Annotated in this window: 22 protein-coding genes; 10 read left to right on the forward strand and 12 right to left on the reverse strand. The window is 68.0% G+C overall.

Annotated elements, in window-relative coordinates; all coding sequences use genetic code 11:
• Positions 1-47: 47 nt before the first annotated feature.
• On the reverse strand, positions 48-575 hold the full coding sequence (locus LUTJ29_RS0102260) for a DUF1993 domain-containing protein (RefSeq protein WP_027071124.1): 528 nt from the start codon (positions 573-575) through the stop codon (positions 48-50).
• Between the two features lie 271 nt (positions 576-846).
• Here LUTJ29_RS0102260 and LUTJ29_RS15840 point away from each other — a divergent pair, with 271 nt between their 5' ends.
• Positions 847-1,278, forward strand: a complete 432-nt coding sequence (locus LUTJ29_RS15840) for a GNAT family N-acetyltransferase (RefSeq protein WP_051322605.1) — start codon at positions 847-849, stop codon at positions 1,276-1,278.
• 404 nt (positions 1,279-1,682) lie between these two features.
• Here the strand turns inward: LUTJ29_RS15840 and LUTJ29_RS0102270 are convergent, their stop codons facing one another.
• The 3 genes from LUTJ29_RS0102270 to LUTJ29_RS0102280 all read right to left on the reverse strand — a co-directional run bounded on the left by LUTJ29_RS0102270 (position 1,683) and on the right by LUTJ29_RS0102280 (position 4,216).
• Positions 1,683-2,534, reverse strand: coding sequence for a DMT family transporter (locus LUTJ29_RS0102270; protein WP_051322606.1), 852 nt, complete (start codon positions 2,532-2,534; stop codon positions 1,683-1,685).
• Positions 2,535-2,857: 323 nt separating this feature from the next.
• Positions 2,858-3,253 (reverse strand): ester cyclase, encoded by a 396-nt coding sequence (locus tag LUTJ29_RS0102275; RefSeq protein ID WP_027071126.1) that lies wholly within the window; start codon positions 3,251-3,253, stop codon positions 2,858-2,860.
• Positions 3,254-3,487: 234 nt separating this feature from the next.
• Entirely contained in the window at positions 3,488-4,216 is a 729-nt protein-coding gene (locus tag LUTJ29_RS0102280) for a hypothetical protein (protein WP_144774581.1), read from the reverse strand.
• 124 nt (positions 4,217-4,340) lie between these two features.
• Here LUTJ29_RS0102280 and LUTJ29_RS18565 point away from each other — a divergent pair, with 124 nt between their 5' ends.
• Complete coding sequence (locus LUTJ29_RS18565; protein ID WP_144774580.1) at positions 4,341-4,685, forward strand: hypothetical protein; 345 nt, start codon at positions 4,341-4,343, stop codon at positions 4,683-4,685.
• Positions 4,686-4,951: 266 nt separating this feature from the next.
• On the opposite strand, the gene LUTJ29_RS0102295 is transcribed toward LUTJ29_RS18565, so the two are convergent.
• Positions 4,952-5,428, reverse strand: coding sequence for a YbjN domain-containing protein (locus LUTJ29_RS0102295; protein ID WP_027071129.1), 477 nt, complete (start codon positions 5,426-5,428; stop codon positions 4,952-4,954).
• Between the two features lie 237 nt (positions 5,429-5,665).
• Between LUTJ29_RS0102295 and LUTJ29_RS0102300 the strand changes: the two genes are divergently transcribed.
• Positions 5,666-6,094, forward strand: a complete 429-nt coding sequence (locus LUTJ29_RS0102300; RefSeq protein ID WP_027071130.1) for a Dabb family protein — start codon at positions 5,666-5,668, stop codon at positions 6,092-6,094.
• 258 nt (positions 6,095-6,352) lie between these two features.
• Here the strand turns inward: LUTJ29_RS0102300 and LUTJ29_RS0102305 are convergent, their stop codons facing one another.
• The 7 genes from LUTJ29_RS0102305 to LUTJ29_RS0102325 all read right to left on the reverse strand — a co-directional run bounded on the left by LUTJ29_RS0102305 (position 6,353) and on the right by LUTJ29_RS0102325 (position 14,473).
• The gene (locus LUTJ29_RS0102305; RefSeq protein ID WP_027071131.1) at positions 6,353-7,243 is read right to left on the reverse strand and encodes a class I SAM-dependent methyltransferase; all 891 of its coding nucleotides are present in this window, start codon (positions 7,241-7,243) and stop codon (positions 6,353-6,355) included.
• Positions 7,244-7,891: 648 nt separating this feature from the next.
• Positions 7,892-8,380 carry a hypothetical protein gene (locus LUTJ29_RS18570; protein WP_144774579.1) on the reverse strand — a complete coding sequence of 163 codons (489 nt, stop codon included), beginning with the start codon at positions 8,378-8,380 and terminating at the stop codon, positions 7,892-7,894.
• A gap of 368 nt (positions 8,381-8,748) precedes the next feature.
• Positions 8,749-9,240: a toll/interleukin-1 receptor domain-containing protein gene (locus LUTJ29_RS18285; RefSeq protein WP_232221135.1), complete on the reverse strand. Its 492-nt coding sequence runs from the start codon at positions 9,238-9,240 to the stop codon at positions 8,749-8,751.
• A 337-nt stretch (positions 9,241-9,577) separates the two neighbouring features.
• Positions 9,578-10,567, reverse strand: a complete 990-nt coding sequence (locus tag LUTJ29_RS18795) for a CBS domain-containing protein (RefSeq protein WP_198012646.1) — start codon at positions 10,565-10,567, stop codon at positions 9,578-9,580.
• Positions 10,568-10,618: 51 nt separating this feature from the next.
• Positions 10,619-11,443, reverse strand: coding sequence for an NrdJb (locus LUTJ29_RS0102315; protein ID WP_027071132.1), 825 nt, complete (start codon positions 11,441-11,443; stop codon positions 10,619-10,621).
• Between the two features lie 83 nt (positions 11,444-11,526).
• Entirely contained in the window at positions 11,527-12,048 is a 522-nt protein-coding gene (locus LUTJ29_RS15845; RefSeq protein ID WP_043740051.1) for a hypothetical protein, read from the reverse strand.
• Between the two features lie 274 nt (positions 12,049-12,322).
• On the reverse strand, positions 12,323-14,473 hold the full coding sequence (locus tag LUTJ29_RS0102325; RefSeq protein WP_043740054.1) for an adenosylcobalamin-dependent ribonucleoside-diphosphate reductase: 2,151 nt from the start codon (positions 14,471-14,473) through the stop codon (positions 12,323-12,325).
• A 493-nt stretch (positions 14,474-14,966) separates the two neighbouring features.
• On the opposite strand from LUTJ29_RS0102325, the gene LUTJ29_RS0102330 reads away from it, so the two are divergent.
• The 7 genes from LUTJ29_RS0102330 to LUTJ29_RS0102360 all read left to right on the forward strand — a co-directional run bounded on the left by LUTJ29_RS0102330 (position 14,967) and on the right by LUTJ29_RS0102360 (position 20,942).
• A complete protein-coding gene (locus tag LUTJ29_RS0102330) occupies positions 14,967-15,950 on the forward strand; it encodes an autotransporter outer membrane beta-barrel domain-containing protein (protein WP_027071134.1) in 984 nt (327 codons plus the stop codon).
• A 132-nt stretch (positions 15,951-16,082) separates the two neighbouring features.
• Positions 16,083-17,537 carry a trypsin-like peptidase domain-containing protein gene (locus LUTJ29_RS0102335; protein WP_027071135.1) on the forward strand — a complete coding sequence of 485 codons (1,455 nt, stop codon included), beginning with the start codon at positions 16,083-16,085 and terminating at the stop codon, positions 17,535-17,537.
• 59 nt (positions 17,538-17,596) lie between these two features.
• Positions 17,597-17,962 (forward strand): hypothetical protein, encoded by a 366-nt coding sequence (locus LUTJ29_RS0102340; protein ID WP_027071136.1) that lies wholly within the window; start codon positions 17,597-17,599, stop codon positions 17,960-17,962.
• 9 nt (positions 17,963-17,971) lie between these two features.
• The gene (locus LUTJ29_RS15850; protein WP_084524553.1) at positions 17,972-18,526 is read left to right on the forward strand and encodes a phage holin family protein; all 555 of its coding nucleotides are present in this window, start codon (positions 17,972-17,974) and stop codon (positions 18,524-18,526) included.
• On the forward strand, positions 18,526-19,023 hold the full coding sequence (locus tag LUTJ29_RS0102350) for a hypothetical protein (protein WP_027071137.1): 498 nt from the start codon (positions 18,526-18,528) through the stop codon (positions 19,021-19,023). The genes LUTJ29_RS15850 and LUTJ29_RS0102350 overlap by 1 nt, the downstream gene beginning before the upstream one ends.
• Before the next feature lie 105 nt (positions 19,024-19,128).
• Positions 19,129-20,214: an AI-2E family transporter gene (locus LUTJ29_RS0102355; protein WP_027071138.1), complete on the forward strand. Its 1,086-nt coding sequence runs from the start codon at positions 19,129-19,131 to the stop codon at positions 20,212-20,214.
• A gap of 23 nt (positions 20,215-20,237) precedes the next feature.
• Positions 20,238-20,942, forward strand: a complete 705-nt coding sequence (locus LUTJ29_RS0102360) for an HAD-IA family hydrolase (protein WP_027071139.1) — start codon at positions 20,238-20,240, stop codon at positions 20,940-20,942.

The raw sequence follows: 20,942 nt of genomic DNA on the forward strand, positions 1-20,942 counted from the left end.
CTGGTGGGTCCCGGGTGCGCTTCGCTTACCCGGGCTACGGCGTGGCGTCACTTGCCGGCCGGGTTTCCGACGCGGACGAGCGGAACCAGAAACGCCATGTAGTCGGCCTTGCCCAGCGGCACGCCCAGATGGCGCAGGATCGCGTAGGCCATCGAGATGTGGAAATAGAAGTTCGGCAGCAGGAAGTCGCCCACGTACTGCCGTCCCGGCAGGTCGCAGTACCGGTCGGGGCCGACCACGATGCGCTTGACCTGGTCCAGCCGCTCGTCCTGCGCATCGATGGCCGCCACCTGCTCGCGCGTGCGCTGGATGTGTTCGCGCGCGAGCGCCAGCGATGCCACCTCCGGCGGCAGGTTCTCCACCGGCAGGCCGGCGCACCACCACGCGAACCCGTGCGGCTGGTTGCAGGCGAACACGACCTGCGTTCCCAGCGGCGCCATGTCCGGCGCCAGTCGCGCCTGCAGGGTCGCGTCGAAATCCTCGATGTGCCTGGCGCCCGTGTCCAGGATGTGCGCCAGGGTGTCGAGGCGCGACACGAACACCCGCTTGATTTCCGCGATCTCCCGATCAGCCATCGGCAACCCTCCTCGCGTGGTGGAAGGCGCGTAGTCTAGCCGTGGGCCGGCGCGCCGCGCGGGCATTGCGGCGCCGGATGTCGCGTTCGCGCGCGAAACCGCAATACCCGCACATGCAAGTGCGCGTGCGGGGAACGCGCCGCGACGAGGGCCGTCCGGTCGCCGCGAGGCGCCGCCGGGCCTTCGCCATCGCGCAGCCGCGTTGCCTAGAATGCCGCGCTCGATGGAGACGCTCGTCATACGGGAAGCGCGGACTCGAGATGCCGGGGCCATGGCCGGCATCCTCAACGCGATCATCGCCATCGGCGGCACCACCGCGCATCGCGAGCCGTTCGATGCAGCGCGGATCCAGCGCGAGTTCATCGCCCCCGCACGCGGCATCTGTTGTTTCGTCGCGCTGGACGCAGGCGCCGTGCGCGGCTTCCAGGCGCTGGAGTGGTCCGACCCCGACTGGCCGGGCGCGGACCGCCTGCCCGCCGACTGGGCCTTCATCTCCACCTACGTCGCACCCGGCCGGCACCGCCGCGGGATCGGCCGCGACCTGTTCGACCGCACGCGCGCCGCCGCCAGGGCCGCCGGCGTTCGCTTCATCGACGCCTGCATCCGGCTGGAGAACGCGGGCGGCCTGGCGTTCTACGACCGGATGGGCTTCAAGGAATACCGTCGCGGCGCGCAGACCGTGTCCAGGCGGCTGCGACTCTGAGCCGACCGGCGTGTTCCAGCCGCATCCCGCCACCCGGAATCAACGGGGGCATCCAATCCCGCGACCACGTAGCCCGGATAAGGCCACAGGCCGCATCCGGGACCGCGCGGCAACGATCGGTGCAACGCGCCCCGGGTGCGCTGCGCTTACCCGGGCTACGGCCGGGCAATGCGTTGCACCCGTAGCCCGGATAAGGCCGCAGGCCGCATCCGGGACCGCGCGGCACGCAGCGATGCGGTGGACCCGGGTGCGCTGCGCTTACCCGGGCTACGGCCGGGCAGTGCGTTGCACCCGTAGCCCGGACAAGGCCGCAGGCCGCATCCGGGGCCGCGCGGCAAGCGGCGACGCGGTGGACCCGGGTGCGCTGCGCTTACCCGGGCGACGCATGATGTCGGGCGACGTGCTCATCCGCGCCTGGTCGCCAGCAGGACCGCACCGATGCCGCCGAGCACGAACAGCGCCGAGACGGCGGCACGGGCGCTGACCTGCTCGCCCAGGACCACGACCCCCAGGACGGCGCTGATCACCGGGACCGACAGCTGCACCGCGCTGGCGCTGATCGAGGCCAGGCGCACGCGCACCCAGTACCAGATGACGTAGCCGATGCCCGAGGTCAGCACGCCCGACACCAGCGCGCAGGCCACCCCCGCCGGGTCCAGGCGCAGGCTTCGGTAGTTCAACAGCACCAGGGTCAGGGCGAGGGGAATGGCCAGCAGGAAGCTCAGCGCCGTGCCCGCGAGCGGATCCTGGCCTCGATGCCCCGACAGCGAGAACGCCCCCCAGGCGAATCCCGCCAGCGCCATCAGCGCCGCGGCGCCCAGCGGCGGCGCCGAGGCCCCGGGCGCCAGGAACGCCACCAGTCCCCCGCAGGCCACCAGCAGGCCGATCCAGCTGGTCCGCTCGCCCCGGACGAGTCCATACGAGATCATCAACAGCTGGACCGCGGCGAACAGCACCAGCGCGCCCGCGCCGGTGTCCATGTCGCGATAGGCGAACGAGTAGGTCGCCGCGTAGGCGAACAGCATCGCCGCCGGCAGCCAACCGTCCCGCAGCCGTCCCGGACGCGTTCGCTGGAACAGCAGGATCGCCAGCAGCGTGAGCGCGCCGGACACGATCCGGATCGCGGTGAACGACGCCGCATCGATCGACGTCGTGCCCATCCCCATCCGCACCAGCAGCGAATTGCCGGCGAACGCCAGCATCGCCACGCAGGTGAGCAGCGCGACCTTGCCGCGCCCGGCGGTGGATTCCCCCATTGATCGATCCCGGCCCTGCAAGGGCACCGTGGCCTGGCAGGCTGCTGGATCAGGGACGCAAGGGCAAGCCGTCCATGTGTCCTCCCGCCAGGGCCGGCCCGGATCGGGCACTGGAGTGGCCCGGCCTGGCGGACACCTGGCGGGGGCACGGTGCCGGAGGCGTTGGAGGGTCGAGAGGCCTCGGCTCGCGGCCGGCGCCCGGCGCGGGCCGGGGGACGCGACCCCATTCCCTCGTGCCGCGCCCGTCGCCCGGACAAGGCCGCAGGCCGCATCCGGGACCACGCGGCAACACGGAACCCGACGCGGCCCCGGGTGCGCTTCCCTTACCCGGGCGACGGCTCCGACAGGCAGCGCTCGACGGCCACCTTGTCGATGACCGACCACACCCGGGCGATCTTCCCGTCCGCGTACCCGTACATCACGTTCTCGCAGAACCTCACCCGGCGGCCGTTGACGCCCAATCCCAGGAAGCGGCCCGCCGGATGGCAGTCGAACGCCAGGCGCGCCGCCACCGTGGACCCGTCCGCCACCAGCAGCTGCACCTCGAAGCGCAGATCGGGGATCGCCCGGTAGTCCCGCTCGAGCATCCGGCGGTAGCCCTCCAGGCCGATCGGCTCGCCGTTGTAGGCCACCTCCCCGGCGACGAACTCGCCCAGGCGGGACAGCTCGCGGCTGTTGAGGCAGGCGATGTAGTCGCGGTAGAGGCGTACGAGCGGCATGTCGTTCCTGGGTTGCACATCGGAGTCACACCGTAGCCCGGACAAGGCCGCAGGCCGCATCCGGCACCTCGCGACCACCGGGATGCGACGGGTCCCGGCTGCGCTTCGCTTACCCGGGCTACGCGGGCTGACCACTTTTCCCTGGGGGTCGAAGTAGAGGTCCAGCCCTTCGGTGGGATTCGAACCTGTTCCGGCCATCGCTGGGTTCCAGCCAGGTTCGTCGCCCAGGATGGGCTAGTCCAGCACACGCACCAGGAAGTCCGCGACGACCCGCCAGCCTGCGCTGTCGAATGCCAGGGTCTCGAACACGTGGTCGGCAACCAGGGCACCGCCCAACCAGAGCGTAACCGGATGCACCCGCCCGAGGGTGCGCCAGTCGTGCCAGGCCATGACCAGAAGCAGCGAGTCGGCGGCGATGACGGCGAACACCCATTCGGGAAAGGGAACGGCGGGAAAGAGATGCCGGAACCGGAGCCACGCCGGCCAGAGCAGGGCGATCGTGGCGATCAGCATCAGCCGCCTGTGCACGTCGGGACGGCGGCGCTGGTGGACTGCCGCCGCGACGAGCAGCAGGAATCCCAGCATGGCGGTGCAGCTGCCGACGATGCCCGACGTCGCGGATGGCCCCAGCCCGGCGGCGACGTCCCGCTGCACTCCCTGCATGCCGATCGCCACGGTCGACCACGCGACCGCGATGGCGAGCAGGACGCCCAGCCAGCCGAGCCGGCGATGAAGTCCATGGGCACGCGCGCCGATCAGCGTCGCCTGCAGGGCAAACAGCAACACCCACGAGAACATCAACGCGCCGTGCACGTACGCGGCGGGCAAGGGCACGAACGTGCCCTGCGCAAGCGGCAGGAAAAAGGTCTTGCTGAAGCCGGCGACGGAAACGGCCAGCGCAACCCAGGCCATCACCGCGAAGAAGCGCGAACGGGATGGACGGGGACCGGTGGGCAGCCTCATTTCGGCAGTCCTGGCAGGCAATCCGGGGAGGTCGGGGACCACAGCGCGAGTCGAGCAGGAACATGCCGGTCCCGCCCCGGGCCGCGCGAAAAGGTGCGGGCCGCACGGCCGGGCCCTGCTGGCCGTGGAAGTGCATCTGCTGATGGACTACACGGAACGATCGCTTGCGTCCGGCCATCGAGGCCTCGCCCTGCGGGCCGGCGCCATCCTGGACCCGGATGGAAGCAGCGCGGCGAGTGCCATTCCGTCAATGAACCGGCGTCGCATCGACCGGGACGGCGTGCCGGCCGCCAGCGGTCTCGCGGATGTCACCAGCGTCAGCACCTCGAAGTCGCCCGCGAGCATGTCGCGCTCGCCGGCCAGGCCGATCGACGGCGCGTTGTGCTCAACGGGCAAAAATGAACCTGACCCCATTCCCCTTGAAAATTTGGGGTTCAATTTCTGTACAAGGGGTCGCGATAGAAAATGAACCTGACCCCTTTTCTCGACTGGCGCGCCGGCACGCGCGCAGGCAGGCGATCGGCAGCCGGGTGGTCCGCTGAGAAGAGGTCTCCTGCGTCCCGTTCTACGCGGTCCCTTCTCCCGGGATCCCGCCGTGCCCATTGCCGTCGCGGACGTCCGTGCCGAGCTCGCCGGACACGTGCTCGACCAGCTCCCTGGTGTTCTTCGTGAACCCGGCCGCCAGGTCAATGGCGCACCTGTCGGCCTGACCTCGTTCTTGCGGACCCGTTGCCGTCATCTGTAACCGACCACCTCGGTGAAATGCTCCAGCAGCGTCCCGAATATCCCCAGCTGGCTTTCGAGGTACTCGCCCACGCGCGCGTGCGGCAGCTCGAAGTCGTACAGCAGGTATGGATCCATCTCCTCGTCGAGGTACGCCCGCCCGTAGCGGTACCGCCGGTTGTACTGGTTGACCACCTGCGGCGTGGTGCCCTCTTCCAGGTCCAGGCCGACTTCCAGCTGCAACGAACCGCAGCGGTCGTTGCGGCAGTCGAAGAAGTTCATCCTGCAGGTCAGCCCGCCCTGCTGGAACATGATCTCCGGGTCGCCATGCCGGTCGCGCCCCAGCTCGGGCGACAGGCCCAGGGCGGCCATCACCTCCACGGCCTGCGAGCCGGAGATGGTGCCGGGCGATTGCGCGGTGGCCGCGTGCGGGGCGGCGAGGGCGAGTGCGAACAGCGCGGCGAGCAGGCGCCAGCCTGGCAGGTGCATGGTGGATCCCCCCTGGGTGTGCCGGGCGAATCCTAACCCGACCGGTGGTGGCCGGGCGCCACCGCCAGGGCCATCCGGGCGTTCGAGCCCTGGCGTCGTGCGGCGCCGGAAGCGTCGGGTCCAGGGCTGGCCACGGTACCGGCGCGCGCTTCCCCCCGCCACGGTCCCCGCTCGCTGGGGGATCGACGGCGTCGCCCTATACTCGTGGGCCGCAGCCACCACCCCAAGGATCCGGTCATGACCGATCGCAGCCGCCGAGATGTCATCCTCGCCGCCACCGCCCTGGCTGTCGGCGTCACCGCCACCGGCACCCGCGCCGCCGCTTCCACGCCCGCCAGCAAGGCATCGTTCCCGCCAGTCGTGCACCACGTGTTCTTCTGGCTGAAGAATCCGGATTCCAAAGAGGACCTTGCGAAACTGCTTGCCGGATTGCGGACGCTGGCGGACATCGACACCGTGCGGGGCATCCATATCGGCGTGCCGGCCGATACCGAGCAGCGCGGCGTCGTCGACGGCAGCTACAGCGCCTCGGAGATCCTGTTCTTCGACGATGTGGAAGGGCAGAACGCGTACCAGGTACATCCCATCCACAAGCAGTTCGTCGCCGACTGCGAGCACCTGTGGGAGCGCGTGGTGGTGTATGACGCCAAGGCCGTCGCGCCGTAACGGGGCTCAGGAGATCGTCCCTGTGGCAGGAAAAGCAATCTGTCTTGGCCGCCTCACTTGGGCTGGAAGTTCACTTGGCCTGCTTTTTCGAACAAATCCATGGGAAAAGAAAGTCGACTCTGACCCCTGTTTCCCTGGCAAGCGAACCGCACCGAAGAGGGTCGGTTCGTTGGATGCTTCAAAAAATGAACCTGACCCCTTTAACCCCTTTCCTTCGTCGACCAGTGAGAAAGTCGACCTGACCCCAGTTTTCTTCAGTCAGTCGGGGGCACGTGCGTGGACGAACAAATTGACGCCTTCGGGCTCGCAGTCGACCCGAACAGTGCGGGGACACGCACCTGCCTGGGTCGCCAGCGCGAGCAGTTCGTCCTCTGACCGATGGATGAGGGTCCAGTCGCCCATCAGTTCCATGTAAGCACGTGATGTGTTCCGCCGCGCGAAGTTGCCCACCACCAGCTCGCCGGCTGGTTCGAGCGAGGCAAGCATCCGACGGCAGATGGAGGCGAACCGGCGATCATCGAAGTAGTCGAGGAGCCCGGCTGCCCATATCAGGTTGTACTTCGCTGCCGGTTTGAAGCGGAGCGCATTCCCCTGAATGAACCGGATATGGTCCAGGTGTTGGGCGTTTAGGTTGCGCGCGTACTCGATGGCCTTGGGGTCCAGCTCGACGCAATCGAATGTTACCGTCGCGCTGGGGTTGCGGTTGAGCCACTCGTACATGCTCCTACCAGGCCCGACACCCAGCTTCAGCACGCGACCGCCGCCTTCCCTCGCGAGTCGGTCCAGCAATGCGTGGAAGTAGTCCTTCCTGTTGCGCACGGCCTTCGGCGCTGGCTGGGCGTGAAAGTAGCGGTCCCACGGCGCCAAGCGCGGATCAGGGGAAGTCCAGTAAGTGTAGATCCGGTCGATGATCTCAAAGTCGCCGGCATACCCATGAGGCTTAGTTAGGCCGAAGCCCTGCACGCCATTGGGGTCGGTCAACAGCGGAATGGACATGAGTGCCTTCAGGACGTCGTCCTTGCTCAGCTGCCGACCCTCGACGGCCGCGTGGAGCTTCGCAAGCTGGGCATCCAGGAGAACGTACTCGGCATCGGTAGGCCCGCCAGAGGCGATCAACCGTTCGAGGTACTGTACGAAGTCCGAGATCAAGGCACACGCCCCTGCTGTGCATCTTTCGTGGCTAACGGCGGAACGCAGCCGGCCCGGCCACCCCCAAATGGCCTACAAAGGTACGGCCTACAAAGGGGTCAGGTTCAATTTTTTCGGGTAAATGAGCCTGTCCCCTGACTTTTCGTGACCTTGGGCTAGGTGCAAAGGGGTCAGGTTCAATTTTCGGGTAAATGAACCTGACCCCTTTAACTGGATGGTCTCTTTGCGTTCCGGCGGCAACTGGCGGAATGGTGACCAGATGCAAAGGAGTCAGGTTCAATCTTCGGGTAAATGAACCTGACCCCATTCCTTAGAGCTGCGCTGGTAAGTGCACCTGCCCCAATCCTCCGCAACAAATGAACCTGACCCCTTCTTCGCCCTTCTTCCTGCAACGATGATCCTGGCAAGCGAACCGCACAGAAGATGGTCGGTTCGTTGGTTGTCTCAAAAATGAACCTGACCCCTTTAACTGCAACCTTCCCGCAGCGGTGAGGCGGAGGGGAAGGCCAGTGCGGGCAACGGAAGTGGAGGGAACGATGGATTAATTACCTCCGTCCCCTTTTGTTCGAACGCATGCACCAGCTCTCAGGGTTGTTGCACTTGGGGTGTTAATTCACCCTCCGTACCCTCTGTTGCCCTCCTTCACGATCACCCTTTGATAACAGTGAAGTCGCCTGCGCTGGTGAGGATCTCTAGCTCAAGGACAGTATCCGCGCTGCAAGCCAGCGGAAGCCGCAACTGCTCTGCAAATTTTAGCTTAGCCGGAAAATGATCGCGCGGTACCTCGTAAACATCCCGCTTGTAAAGCGACTCGGGTGCCACGATCCACTGCGGCGGCAATAACCCGAGCTTTCGCATGTCATCTCCAAGGGCATCTGCGTCCAGTTGCCGCGCACAGGATTCAAAAGTCTCACCGCTACTGACAATCTGGTACTCCCAAGGGCAGTAGCGGCCTCCCCTAGTTTGTTTCACCGCGAGTTCCCCCTCCATCAGCTCTTCAGCCGGAACTGCTAGATACCTCTCCTCAATGGCACAGTTGCCTCTGTTGACACTGACGCGTTCGACTACAAGCTCGTCGACTTTAGAGGTAATAACGGCAACAGAGCCGAGCACTAGCCGATCGACCATTACGTCCATTACTTGTCGCGAGTCGAGGACTTCACCTTCGTCACGTCCTGCACCACTCCCGTTAGCGCCTAGCGGCGAGGCGGAGTTGCCGACTACGGAACTCGGAATGGTTGCTTCAGGCGTGTCGGCGTCTCCGGCTCCAGTTCGGCCTGCCTGCTCAGACCCACAAGCAGCGAGGAACGCTCCAATGCTGCATAGTAGAAATAGTCGCATGACTCGGAATCTCCTTGCACAACCGAATACTAGAAGGGCGGCTAATCAACGCATGTGCCGCGTCGATAGGTCTCGTCATCACGTCGGACGTCAATTTCTTGCTGCTGAATAGGGCCTTTGTTGGTCCGTTCGCCGGAGGAAAGCTACACCTGGGCGCACTCCTCTTATGCCTGAAGCGCGACAAGCTCAGCAATCTTCTTGGCTACTACCTCCAATGTGTCCTCCGAGGTATCCAGGCCGCTTCTGGAGGCCAGCATGGGGCTGACGTTGCGAAGGGCGTCATAAGTGGTGTTATGGACAATGGGTACCAGCTGATTACGTGCGAGCAAAGTCGAGAGCTCTTTATCAGAGACGCTTTCTTCTTTTGGAAGGCGTTCAAGAAGTGCTGGCGTTACGAGGACAAGCCCAATTTTTGAGTTTGCTAGTCCCTTGTCGATAGCGCGCATCATCGGCACGCCGAGCCCGAGGTCCTTCTCGCTGAACCAAACCTTTACGCCAGCAGCCACAAGTAGTTCATGCAGATGTCTGGCTGAACCTTGTCGGTCATCCCATGCATGACATAGGAACACATCGCGAAGATCTGGTTGCTGTGCTGTGCGCGCCTCGACGACTTCGCGGACCGGCGTGAGTGAGATGATCTGGGTTGGCGTGTACAAGACGGATGATCCCGCTCGCGACCAGCGCGGCCGCGAACTACCGACGGACCGGGTGTTGCCGCCCCCACCGCTATAACTGCTCCCGCTACTGCTAGATGACGGATACGACGACGGTGTATAGCCACTGTAGCTGCTGTAACCGCGATAGCTGCGGTGGCGACAGGCTGGACAAGCAGCTTGAGCTGCCGCTGAGTGGTGCCCGCGAACCGGGGCCGTGCATTGAGCCATTGTCATGCCTCCGTTTGGACTCTACGCGTGGACTAGCGCCTGTGTTGATGCGCTTCAACTGTTGGTTCTGCTGCGGCAAAGTACACTTGGCCCCGTTTCTCAGGCCTGCTCAAGCGCAGCCCACCTCACGAAGGCGTTTCATAAAACGAGCGAACTCACGTAAGGCGCTTAGGTCGTCAGGGTCAACGCCGTCAGGATCGAAGTGCATTACGTCATTCCGGATTGCTCTTACCCGGTTGAGTTGAGAAATAAACCCGACCCGGTCGATTTTGAGGTTTAGCTTTTCCCAGTTGGTGGGTGCTTCAAGGAGGCGAACATACTCGCCGAGAGTCAGGTCGCTGACTCCATTGACTTCCCTTCCTGAGTCGGCCGTGTCGAGTGCGCACCTAAGTTCGACTTGAGTAAACTTCTGATGCAACAATCGTCGCAGCCCAATCTCAATTTCGCCACTGAGTAGGAATGGCTCTGCCAAGCTCTGGAACTGAAGATTGAAGTCGCTAGCGGTGATGATTCCGGTGATGGTCCGATCATTGCCTTGAACTAGGAGGTAGTCATTTGCCGCAACCTTCAAGACAGCGTCGAACAATGGCTCATCGGCCTTTGATATGACTGGCTCCTCCATCGCATCCTGCGCAACATTGCACTCCCTTCCGAGCGCCAAGCGACTGCCGATCGTCTTCCAACTAACCACCCCCTTAATATCCCTCGGGCCAGTCGCGACCGGGACTTGCGAGAAATCGTTAGTGAGCATGACAGTTACCACGCGAGACAATGAGTCGGTGGGGGCGACCATAGTCGGAGGGTGGTTCGCAGCCTCAATTCTGCCGATACGCACAACGGGGTCGACGAGGTCTGCTCCATCGGGGGAGGTGGATTGCTCGAATAAGATTTCTTCGTCGAGCCATACGGTCTCGAAGTCTGGGGTCGTCTTGAGGTTATAACGCTCTAGGGCGGCTCGAATCTCCCGCACCACCTTTGGGCCTCTCCGCTCGGCCTTGAACCAGAGCAGAAGAGAGCGGACGGTCTCGTGCGACGGTGTGACACCGTCGTTTAGCTGCTCGCTGATCGTCGCGAGCTTCTCTTCAAATAATTCGGACAATTACTTCCCCATAGCACGGGCATTTGGTCAATGCTTCGTCCGGCCAGCTATTCACCCGCACTTGCTATACCCACAATTCAAACAAGTCGCACACCCATCCATGATCACCAGCGCCTTGGTGCTGCACTTGTGGCACATCGTCGCGCTGGGCGGGAAGCTGGTGCCGTCGCCGGTGACTTCCACGTCTTCTTCGTGGTGAGAGGACGTCGCGACAGAGCCGCCCCCATCCCGGCCTTCCCCCGCTGGGGCGGGGGAAGGGGCAGGGCCGTCGCTCACGTCACTGTTTTTTTTTGAGCGCGCTTCGTACTGCTTGCGCTTCTCGGCGATCAGGGCCTTCTGGGCCGCGCTCATCTGCGGGTCGTGGAGCAGGCCGATCGACTTGAGGTGCTCCTCGACGATCGAGCCCAGTTCGGCCACCAGCGAGGGCATGTATACGCCGCCGGCCTTGAAGTAGCCGCCCTTGGGGTCGAACACGGCCTTCATCTCTTCCACCAGGAAGGTGACGTCGCCGCCCTTGCGGAACACGGCGCTCATGATGCGGGTGAGCGCGACGATCCACTGGAAGTGCTCCATCGACTTGGAGTTGATGAAGATCTCGAACGGGCGGCGGTGCTCGTGCTCGGTGCCGGCGTTGAGCACGATGTCGTTGATGGTCACGTACATGGCGTGCTCCACCAGCGGCGACTTGATCTTGTAGGTGCTGCCGACCAGCACGTCGGGGCGCTCGATGCGCTCGTGCATCTGGATCACGTCGGCGGTCGGGAGCTCGGCCGCGGCCGGCTCGCTCTTCACCGGGGCGGCCGCGGCGGCCTTCTCCTTGTCATCGGCGGTGACGACGGAGTAACCGGTGATTTTCTTTTCGATCTTGACGGCCATGACGTGTTCCTGGGTATTGCGGGGGACGAGGTTCCGGGGTGACCGCCCGGCCCCCTCGGGGGAGGGGGCGGGCAGGGACTGCATTACTTCTTCTTCGCGGCCTTCCTGGCCGGCACCTTCTTCTTCGCGGGCGCCTTCTTCGCGGTGGCCTTCTTCGCCGGGGCGGCCTTCTTCACCGCCTTGCGGGCCGGGGCCTTCTTCGCGGCGGCCTTCTTCGGCGCCGCCTTCCTGGCGGTGGCCTTCTTCGGCGCGGCCTTCTTCGCCGTCGCCTTCTTCGCGGCCTTCTTCGTGGCCTTCTTCGTGGCCTTCTTCGTGGCCTTCTTCGCGCCGGCCTTCCTGGCCTTGGCCGCGGCGACCTTCTTCTTGTTGGCGGCGCTGGTGTCGGCCAGGGCCTTCTTGGCGGCCGCCACGCGCTTGCTCACCGCCTTGCCGGCCTTGGAGGCGGTCTTCTTCACCGCCTTCTTCGCCTTGCTGGCGGTCTTGCGCGCGCGCTGCACGGCGGTGCTCGCTTTCTCCACGACCTGGGTGCCGAGTTCCTTCGCCGTTCCGGCGACGGTCTCGGCGGCTTGGGTCAGCGTGTCGGTGACCCCGGTGCCGTTGCTCATGGGTAGGTCCTCGTCTGGTTGCTCTGTTCCGGTAATCGGGTGACGGGCAAGGGGCCCGTCGGGCGAAATGTAGCGCGAAGCGCGCGCCACGCAAGCAGTCGAACGAGGCCGTTTCCCGCGTCGCCCCGTCCCTGTTTCCAGGGGGTCGGGGCGGGTGCCCGGGGCGGGTGCCTGGTGGTGCCTGGAACCCGCCGCGGGCGTTGGTGGGGAGCGTCCCGGTGGGCCGTCCTGGCCCATGGTCTGGCGTCCCGTGGCCGTGCCGGCGGCGAAGCCGTCAGAACTTGCCGTAATAGCCTTCCTTCAGGGCGTCGAACAGGTTGGCGGCGGTATGGACCTCGCCGTCGTACTCGATCTGCTCGTTGCCCTTGACCTCCAGCACGCTGCCGTCCTCGAGCTCGAAGCGGTAGGTGGTGTTGGCCAGGTCGGTTTCCTTCACCAGCACGCCCTGGAAGGCGGCGGGGTTGAAGCGGAAGGTGGTGCAGCCCTTCAGCCCCTTCTGGTAGGCGTAGCGGTAGATGTCCTTGAAGTCCTCGTACGGGTAGTCCGTGGGGACGTTCGCGGTCTTGGAGATGGACGAGTCCACCCACTCCTGGGCGGCGGCCTGCACGTCCACGTGCTCCTTCGGGGTGATGTCGTCGGCGGAGACGAAGTACTCGGGCAGCTTCGCCTCCGGGTCGTCGGAGAACGGCATCGCCTTGGGGTTGACGAGGTGGCGGTAGGCCAGCAGCTCGTACGACCAGACGTCCACCTTCTCCTTGGTCTTCCTGCCCTCGCGGATCACGTTGCGGCTGTAGTGGTGCGCGAAGGAGGGCTCGATGCCGTTGGAGGCGTTGTTGGCCAGCGACAGCGAGATGGTGCCGGTGGGCGCGATCGAGCTGTGGTGGGTGAAGCGGGCGCCGGTCTCGGCCAGGCGGTCGACCAGCTCGGGCGCGACCCGGGCGATCTTCTGCATGTAGCGGCTGTAGCGCGCGTGCAGCACCTTGCCCTGGATCTTCTGGCCCACGCGCCAGCCGTCCTTCGCCATCTCCGGGCGCTTGCGCAGCATGGCCGGGGTGACTTCGAACACCTCCTCCATGATCGGCGCCGGGCCCTTCTCCTCGGCCAGCGCCAGGCCGGTCTCCCAGCCCGCCACCGCCATCTCGCGGGCGACGCGGCCGGTGAAGTCGCAGCTCTCGGCCGAGCCGTACTTCATGCGCAGCATGGTCATGGTGCTGCCCAGGCCGAGGAAGCCCATGCCGTGGCGGCGCTTGCGCAGGATCTCGGCGCGCTGCTGCTCCAGCGGCAGGCCGTTGATCTCGACCACGTTGTCGAGCATGCGGGTGAACACGCGCACGACCTCGCGGTACTCCTCCCAGTCGAAGGAGGCCTTGTCGGTGAACGGGTCGCGCACGAACTTGGTCAGGTTGACCGAGCCCAGCAGGCAGGCGCCGTAGGGCGGCAGCGGCTGTTCGCCGCAGGGGTTGGTGGCGCGGATGGTCTCGCACCACCAGTTGTTGTTCATCTCGTTGACGCGGTCGATCAGGATGAAGCCCGGCTCGGCGTAGTCGTACGTCGAGACCATGATCATGTCCCACAGGTGCCGGGCCTTGACGTGGCCGTAGACCTTGCAGGCGACCATGCCGTCGTCGCGGGTGATGTAGCCCTCGGTATAGGGCCAGTCGCGCCAGACCACGGCCGAGGCGTCGGCCAGGTCGATGTCGGCGGCTTCCTTCTCGCTGAGCGGGAACACCAGCGGCCAGTCGCCGTCGGCCTCGACCGCCTGCATGAAGCCGTCGGTGATCAGCAGCGAGAGGTTGAACTGGCGCAGGCGCCCGTCCTCGCGCTTGGCGCGGATGAAGTCGCGCACGTCCGGGTGGCTGACGTCGAAGGTGCCCATCTGCGCGCCGCGGCGGCCGCCGGCCGAGGACACCGTGAAGCACATCTTGTCGTAGATGTCCATGAAGGACATCGGGCCGGAGGTGTAGGCGCCGGCGCCCGCCACGAACGCGCCGCGCGGGCGCAGCGTGCTGAACTCGTAGCCGATGCCGCAGCCCGCCTTCAGGGTCAGGCCGGCCTCGTGGACCTTGCCCAGGATGTCGTCCATCGAGTCGGTGATGGTCCCGGACACGGTGCAGTTGATCGTGCTGGTCGCGGGCTTGTGCTCGAGCGCGCCGGCGTTGGAGGTGATGCGGCCGGCCGGGATCGCCCCGCGGCGCAGCGCCCACAGGAAGCGGTCGTACCAGTACTTGCGCTTCTCGTCGGTCTCCTCGGCGTCGGCCAGGGCGCGCGCCACGCGCTGGTAGGTGCCGTCGATGTCGGCGTCGACCGGGACCCCGTGCTTGGTCTTGAGCCGGTACTTCTTGTCCCAGATGTCCTGCGAGGCGGGCTGCATCGGGATCTCCCGTTCCACGTGCGTCTTCACTGCCTCCAGACGAACCGTGCTCATGCCTGTGCTGTCTCCTGGTTGCCGGCCGGGATCGGTGCCCCGCCTTCTAGTTGTTGTTGTAGTGGGGAACCGTCGCGTCCCGTGGGACGGAGACGGCGAAGCCCGGCGCAGGCGCCGTGCCCCTCTCTAAAGTGTGTGCCTTGCCGCGTTATCGTCCTGATGATCCATGCCCGGTCCCCCCCGTCGCACCCGTGGTCCGGATGGAGCCGTCCGCGGCCAAACCCCAGCAGCTGGGATTCAGTCCGTCAACAGACCCCAAGATGTTGTGGCGAGCCCGGCCAAGCTACGCGCGCCCTACGGGGAAGTCAACAGGATCCGCGAAGCCCTCCAATCGACCGCTGCGGCGCCCGTCCCGAGTGCCTTGGGGTGGCCGCGGGCGGGGCCTGGTTGGCCGCGCAAGGCCGCGTGGGCCGTTTCCCGGGGGCATCGACATTGGTTGTGTCGGAGCCGCGCAAGGGGGCGGGATCCGGATCGATCCGCGAAGGGGACCGGAATGGGAAACGGACGTCTGCTGGCCTGGCTGTTCGCCGTCGCCTGGCCCGCCGCGCATGCCGCCGGTGATGCACTGCCGCATGCCGATGCGCCGGCGCAGGCGCGCGAAGAGGCGCGCGACGAGCTGCAGCGGCGCGCGGAGCAGGCCGGCGCACGGTTGGCCGCGCGGCTGGAGCGCGCGGCGCACGCGACATCGCCGGTGGCGTGGTCGGCGCAGGCATCGCTGCATCCGCTCGGCCAGTCCGTCGAGGACGTCGAAAGCGGCGTCGACCTGTGGCTGTCGCCGCGCCTGCTGCTGGGCGGGAGCCTGTCCAGCGGCGAGGCCTGGCTGCAGTTCGATGCGCTCGGCGGTGGCGGACAGGCGCGGCTGCCGATGGCCAGCCTGCATGCGCACTACCGCGGCGACGGCTGGCATGCCACCGGCGCGGTCGGCGCGGCGCAGGGCCGGGCGCGGCTGCAGCGGCCGATCCAGGCCGGCGAATCGCTCCACCTCGCCAATGCCGACCGTCGCTTCGGCCAGGTGTTCGCGCACGGCGAGGTCGGCCGCGCGCTGGCGCTGGGCGAGGCCCGCGTCGTGCCGTTCGCGGCGCTGGACTACGGCCAGGTGCGCAGCGACGGCTTCGTCGAATCCGGACCGACCGGGCTGGAACTGCTGGCCGGCCCATCGCGCCAGTCGCGGCTGTCGGCGGCGGTCGGGGCGCGCGTCGCGCGCGACTGGCACGGAGCGGGCTGGTCGCTGGGACTGTCCCTGGACGCGCGCTATCGCCGCGGGCTGGTGGACGGCGAACCGCTGGTGGCCGCGTTCCGCGGCGTGCCCGGGGCGACATTCGCGCTGCCCCGCGAGGACCGCGACGGCGTGGAGCTGGGCCTGGGCCTGTCCGGCGCCGGCGCGGGCGGCCTGCGCTGGTGGTTCGACTACGGCCTCGAGGCAGGGTCCGCCCGCGACGGCCGGCGCTGGATGCTGGGGCTTCGGCGCGGGTTCTGAGCGCGCCGCGGTGCCTGCGGGCGACGGGCACCGGCACCCGCGTGGTGCCGGTGCCCACGCTTTGTTTCAGCATCGATTGTACGATCGGCGTCGAGACTGTCCGGCCCCAGGGCCGCTCCCTTCCCGATGCCGATGAAGAATTCGACCAGGACCCTCCTCGCCCTCACCGCCGCGGCCGCGTTCGGCGGCTTCGCCGCGACCGCGATCCGCGAGGCGCTGCAGGCGCCGGTCGGGGCGGCGGAGCCGGTGGCGGCGGCCGCGCAGGTGGCCACCGCGCCGCCTGCGCTGGCGATGCAGGCGCTGCCGGCGGCGGTCGACGGCCAGCCGATGCCGACGCTGGCGCCGATGCTCAAGCGCGTCACCCCGTCGGTGGTGAGCGTGCACGCGGCGCAGCGGCGCCAGGTCAGCCCGTTCGGCAACGATCCGTTCTTCCGCCGCATGTTCCCCGAGCTGTCGCAGGAGCGCATCGCGCGTTCGCTGGGGTCGGGCGTGATCGTGGACGCGACCAACGGCTACGTGCTGACCAACCACCACGTGATCGAGAACGCCGACGAGGTGTCGGTGACGCTGTCCGACGGGCGCACGCTCGCGGCCGAGTTCATCGGCTCCGACCCGGACACCGACGTGGCCCTGATGCGGATCCCGGCCGAGCGCCTGCAGGCGATTCCGCTGGCGCGCGGCGGCGAGCTGGAGGTGGGCGACTTCGTGGTCGCGGTCGGCAACCCGTTCGGCGTCGGCCAGACGGTGACCTGGGGCATCGTGTCGGCGGTCGGCCGCAGCAACCTGCCGGGCGTGGGCTTCCAGAACTTCATCCAGACCGATGCCTCGATCAACCCGGGCAATTCCGGCGGCGCGCTGGTGAACCTGCGCGGCGAACTGGTCGGCATCAACACCGCGAGCTTCAACCCGCGCGGCAGCGCCGCGGGCAACATCGGCCTGGGCTTCGCGATCCCGGTGGAACTGGCGCGCAACATCATGCAGCAGCTGGCGTCCACCGGCACCGTGCAGCGCGGCACCCTCGGCATCGAGACCCAATCCGTCGACGAACGCCTGGCCAGGGGCCTGGGCCTGGACGAGGCGCGCGGCGTGGTCGTCACCCGCGTGTACGGCGACTCGGCCGCGGGCGCGGCCGGCGTGCGCACCGGCGACGTGATCACCGCGGCCAACGGCCAGCGCATCGACAGCCCGGTGGCGCTGCGCAACTTCCAGGGCCTGCAGCCGATCGACAGCCCTGTGACCCTGGACGTGCTGCGCGACGGCCGCCCGCTCAAGCTCACCGCGCGCCTGCGCGCGCTGCCGCGCGACGGCGCCAGCTACGACGAGCGCCTGGCCGGCGCCACCCTGGCCGACCTGCCCGAGGCGGTGCGGCGCCAGAACCCGGACGCGCGCGGCGTGCTGGTCGAGCGGGTCGAACGCGGCAGCCGGGCCTGGAACAACGGACTGCGCGAGGGCGACTACATCTTCGCCGCCAACTCGGGCGAGTTCCGCGACCTGGTCGGTTTCCGCGACAGCCTGGCCGACCGCCCGGAGCGGCTGGTGCTGCGCATTTCACGCGGCCGCCGCGTGGGTGACCTGATCATGCAGTAGGCCGGCGCGCGCCGGCACCCTCCGCGCGCAACGACGCGCCCTTTCCCGAGGAGACGACGATGAGCCCGAGTTCGACCGATGCGATGAAGACCAACCTCGGCACGGCCGGGGCCCACCTGAAGAACGCCGCCGCGGATGCCGGCAGCGCGGTCAGGAACGCCGCCCAGGTCGCCGGCGAGGAACTGAAGGTCGGCGGATCCGCGGTCAAGGCCGACCTCGCCGATTCGGCGCTGGCCGGGATCGCCGCGCTGGAAGAAGGCGGCGACGTGGCCCGCGAGCAGGTCGATGCGCTGCTCGACAAGGGCCGCGACCTGATCGACAGCGCGGCCGACCTGATCCGCGAGCGCCCGATCGCCTCGTTCGGCGTCGCCTTCGCCGCCGGCTGGATCATCGCCAAGCTCGCCCGCAGCGGCGGAGACAAGTAAGCCCGCGACGTGGCAGGGGACGCGCCAGACGACGGCGGCACCGGCGGCGGGGAGCGCAAGCCGGGGCTGGACGAGAGCCTGCGGGCGATCAACGCCGCGCGCCGCGAGGCGCTCGACGCCAGCCGCGGCACGCTGCGCGCCCTGCGCCGGCTGGCCTCGGCGGACTTCGCGCTCGCCCGCAGCGCCTTCGGCCGCGCCCTGGCCTGGGCCGGCGCGGCGACCGTGTTCGGCGCCTCGGCGTGGCTGTACCTGACCGGCACGCTGGTGGCGCTGATGCAGGGGGCCGGGCTGTCGTGGCTGCAGTCGCTCGCCGTGGCGGCGCTGGTCAGCCTCGCCGCCGCCGGGTTCGCCGCCTGGCGGGTGGCACGCTACTTCGAGCACATGGGCATGCACGCCACCCGGCGCCAGCTGACCCGGCTGGGCCTGTTCGACGAGGACGGCAGCGGCGACGACGATGACGACGACGATGTGCCGCCGGACCTGGCCGCCGATGCCGCGCGTGCGGCGCGGGCGGCGCAGGCGGCCGCGGCCGACCCGTCCGTGACCCCGCCGGGAGGGCCGTGATGCGCTTCGAGCAGCTGCGCGACGAGGTGGCCCGGGCCGAACGGCGGGTGGAAACCCGGCTGCTGCGGGCGAAGACCAACTGGCGGGTGCTGGGCACGACCTGGCGCGAGGCCTGGACACCCGGGCGCATCGTCATCGTCGGCCTGGTGGGCGGCCTGCTGTTCGCCCGCGCCAGGCCGCTCAAGCGGGCCGGCGGCCTGGGCGGGATGCCGCTGGCCCGCTGGATCCAGCTGGCGACGAGCCTGTCGGGCCTGGTGACCGCGTTCCGCGCCCGCGATGCGGCCGAGACCGCGCAGGCCGCGGCCGACGACGCGGGGCAGGTGGCCGGGGAGGCGGCAGACACCGTCGAGGCGGCGGTCGACCCGGCCGCCGCGCAGGCCGGGCAGGCGACCGGACCGGTGCTGCGCCACGTGTCGGACGCGCGTCGCCGTCCCGAGCCGCCCTGGACCGGCGAGCCGCGCGCCGCCGAAGCCGCGACCGAACTGTCCGAACCCTGAGCCGGCCGGCCCGCGGTCGAACGCGCGGTGAACCGGCAAGGGCGTCATCACGGGGCCGTGTTCCGGGGCCCTGCATGATCGCCGCGCCTTTCCGACGGTCCCGCCATGCCGCAGTCCGCCACGCCCGACGCTCCCGACGCCAACCTGCCGCAGCCGCGGCCGCGCGCGCCGGCGGCGGTGGTGGTGCTGGCCACGCTGGCGGTGGGCTACACGCTGTGGGCGGCGCAGGCGGTGCTGCTGCCGGTGCTGCTGGCGATGTTCTTCGCCCTGGTCAGCAGCCCGCTGCTGCGCGTGCTGCGGAGGATGTGGGTGCCGCGCTTCCTGGCGGCGCTGCTGGTGCTGTGTGGCGGGCTGGCCGCGACCGGCGCGCTCGGCTACCTGATGGCGCCGTCCGCGGTGGCCTGGGCGCGCGAGGCCCCGCGCGAACTGAGCCAGCTCGCGCCCAAGCTGCGCGAACTGGTCAAGCCCATGCACGAGGCCAACAAGGCGGCCGAGAGCCTCGCCCGTGCCGCCGGCGGCCAGACCGGCCGCCAGCCGCAGCTGGTGCGCACCGAGGCCGATCCCTGGCGGCACCTGGTCACCACGCCGCGGCTGCTGGCCTCGCTGCTGGCGGTGGTGCTGCTGGCGTTCTTCTTCATGGTCTACGGCGAGAAGCTGCAGCGCTCGGCGATCGCGCTGCTGCCCGGGCGACAGCAGCAGAAGTTCACCGTCGACATCCTGCAGTCGATCGAGCGCGAGGTCTCGCGCTACGTGCTGACCATCACCGTGATCAACACCGTGGTCGGCCTCTCGTTCGCGTTCGCGCTGTACCTGATGCAGGTGCCGCTGCCCGAGGCGCTGATGTGGGGCACGCTGGTGGCGCTGCTCAACTTCGCGCCCTACGTGGGTCCGCTGATCGGCGTGCTGGCGATGCTGCTGGTGGGCGTGATCACCTTCGACACGCTGTGGATGCAGCTGCTGCCGGCGGCGGTGTACCTGGCGCTGCACACGATCGAGGGCCAGCTGGTCACGCCGATCATCCTCGGCCACCGCATGGCGCTGTCGCCGCTGGTGCTGATCCTGGCGCTGATGCTGTTCGGCTGGTTGTGGGGCCTGGTCGGACTGCTGCTCGCGGTGCCGCTGCTGGTGTGCGTGAAGCTGGTGCTGGAGCGGGTGGAAGGCATGGAAGGCTGGGCGAAGCTGCTGGAGTAGCCCGCGCGGCCTACAATGGTCGGGTGAAGTTCCCCGTCCGCGCCGTCACCCTCGACCTCGACGACACCCTGTGGCCGTTCGCGCCGATCGGCGCGCGCATCGACCGCGTGCTGGACGAGTGGATGCTGGCGCACAGCCCGGCCACGGCGCGGATGTTCCCGGTCGAGGCCATGCGCGCGCTGCGCGAGGCGGTCTGGCGCGAGAACCCGCGCCTGGCCCACGACATGGGCGCGCTGCGGCGGATGACGCTCGAGCGCGCGCTGCGCGAAAGCGGCGGCGACCTCGCCCTGCTCGATGCCGCCTACGAGGCCTTCTACGCCGAGCGCAACCGGGTCGAGTTCTATCCCGACGCGCTCGACGCGCTCGAACGCATCGCCGCGCGGGTGCCGGTGGTGGCGCTGAGCAACGGCAATGCCGACCTCGTGCGCTGCGGCATCCACCAGTACTTCGCGTTCCAGCTGCATCCGCGCGAGCACGGCGCGGGCAAGCCCGAGGCCAGCTTCTTCCTCGCCGCCTGCGAGCGGCTGCGCCTGGCCCCGCGCGAGGTGCTGCACGTGGGCGACCACGTCGACGCCGACGTGCGCGGGGCCGCGCTGGCCGGGCTGCGCAGCTGCTGGATCAACCGCGTGCAGGCGCAGTGGCCGCACGGGGACGTGGCGCCCGACCTGCACTTCGAATCGCTGGCCGAGCTGGCCGACTGGCTCGAACGTGTGGCCGAACCGGCCTGA

This window comes from Luteimonas sp. J29, from assembly GCF_000472505.1.
In the GTDB taxonomy this organism is placed as follows: domain Bacteria; phylum Pseudomonadota; class Gammaproteobacteria; order Xanthomonadales; family Xanthomonadaceae; genus Luteimonas.

Excerpts from the sequence above, each read along its gene's own strand:
- LUTJ29_RS0102260 (WP_027071124.1), bottom strand. The coding sequence starts at position 575 with ATGGCTGATCGGGAGATCGCGGAAATCAAGCGGGTGTTCGTGTCGCGC.
- LUTJ29_RS15840 (WP_051322605.1), top strand. The coding sequence starts at position 847 with ATGGCCGGCATCCTCAACGCGATCATCGCCATCGGCGGCACCACCGCG.
- LUTJ29_RS0102270 (WP_051322606.1), bottom strand. The coding sequence starts at position 2,534 with ATGGGGGAATCCACCGCCGGGCGCGGCAAGGTCGCGCTGCTCACCTGC.
- LUTJ29_RS0102275 (WP_027071126.1), bottom strand. The coding sequence starts at position 3,253 with ATGCCGCTCGTACGCCTCTACCGCGACTACATCGCCTGCCTCAACAGC.
- LUTJ29_RS0102280 (WP_144774581.1), bottom strand. The coding sequence starts at position 4,216 with ATGAGGCTGCCCACCGGTCCCCGTCCATCCCGTTCGCGCTTCTTCGCG.
- LUTJ29_RS0102295 (WP_027071129.1), bottom strand. The coding sequence starts at position 5,428 with ATGCACCTGCCAGGCTGGCGCCTGCTCGCCGCGCTGTTCGCACTCGCC.
- LUTJ29_RS0102300 (WP_027071130.1), top strand. The coding sequence starts at position 5,666 with ATGACCGATCGCAGCCGCCGAGATGTCATCCTCGCCGCCACCGCCCTG.
- LUTJ29_RS18570 (WP_144774579.1), bottom strand. The coding sequence starts at position 8,380 with ATGGACGTAATGGTCGATCGGCTAGTGCTCGGCTCTGTTGCCGTTATT.
- LUTJ29_RS0102315 (WP_027071132.1), bottom strand. The coding sequence starts at position 11,443 with ATGGCCGTCAAGATCGAAAAGAAAATCACCGGTTACTCCGTCGTCACC.
- LUTJ29_RS15845 (WP_043740051.1), bottom strand. The coding sequence starts at position 12,048 with ATGAGCAACGGCACCGGGGTCACCGACACGCTGACCCAAGCCGCCGAG.
- LUTJ29_RS0102325 (WP_043740054.1), bottom strand. The coding sequence starts at position 14,473 with ATGAGCACGGTTCGTCTGGAGGCAGTGAAGACGCACGTGGAACGGGAG.
- LUTJ29_RS0102330 (WP_027071134.1), top strand. The coding sequence starts at position 14,967 with ATGGGAAACGGACGTCTGCTGGCCTGGCTGTTCGCCGTCGCCTGGCCC.
- LUTJ29_RS0102335 (WP_027071135.1), top strand. The coding sequence starts at position 16,083 with ATGAAGAATTCGACCAGGACCCTCCTCGCCCTCACCGCCGCGGCCGCG.
- LUTJ29_RS0102340 (WP_027071136.1), top strand. The coding sequence starts at position 17,597 with ATGAGCCCGAGTTCGACCGATGCGATGAAGACCAACCTCGGCACGGCC.
- LUTJ29_RS0102350 (WP_027071137.1), top strand. The coding sequence starts at position 18,526 with ATGCGCTTCGAGCAGCTGCGCGACGAGGTGGCCCGGGCCGAACGGCGG.
- LUTJ29_RS0102355 (WP_027071138.1), top strand. The coding sequence starts at position 19,129 with ATGCCGCAGTCCGCCACGCCCGACGCTCCCGACGCCAACCTGCCGCAG.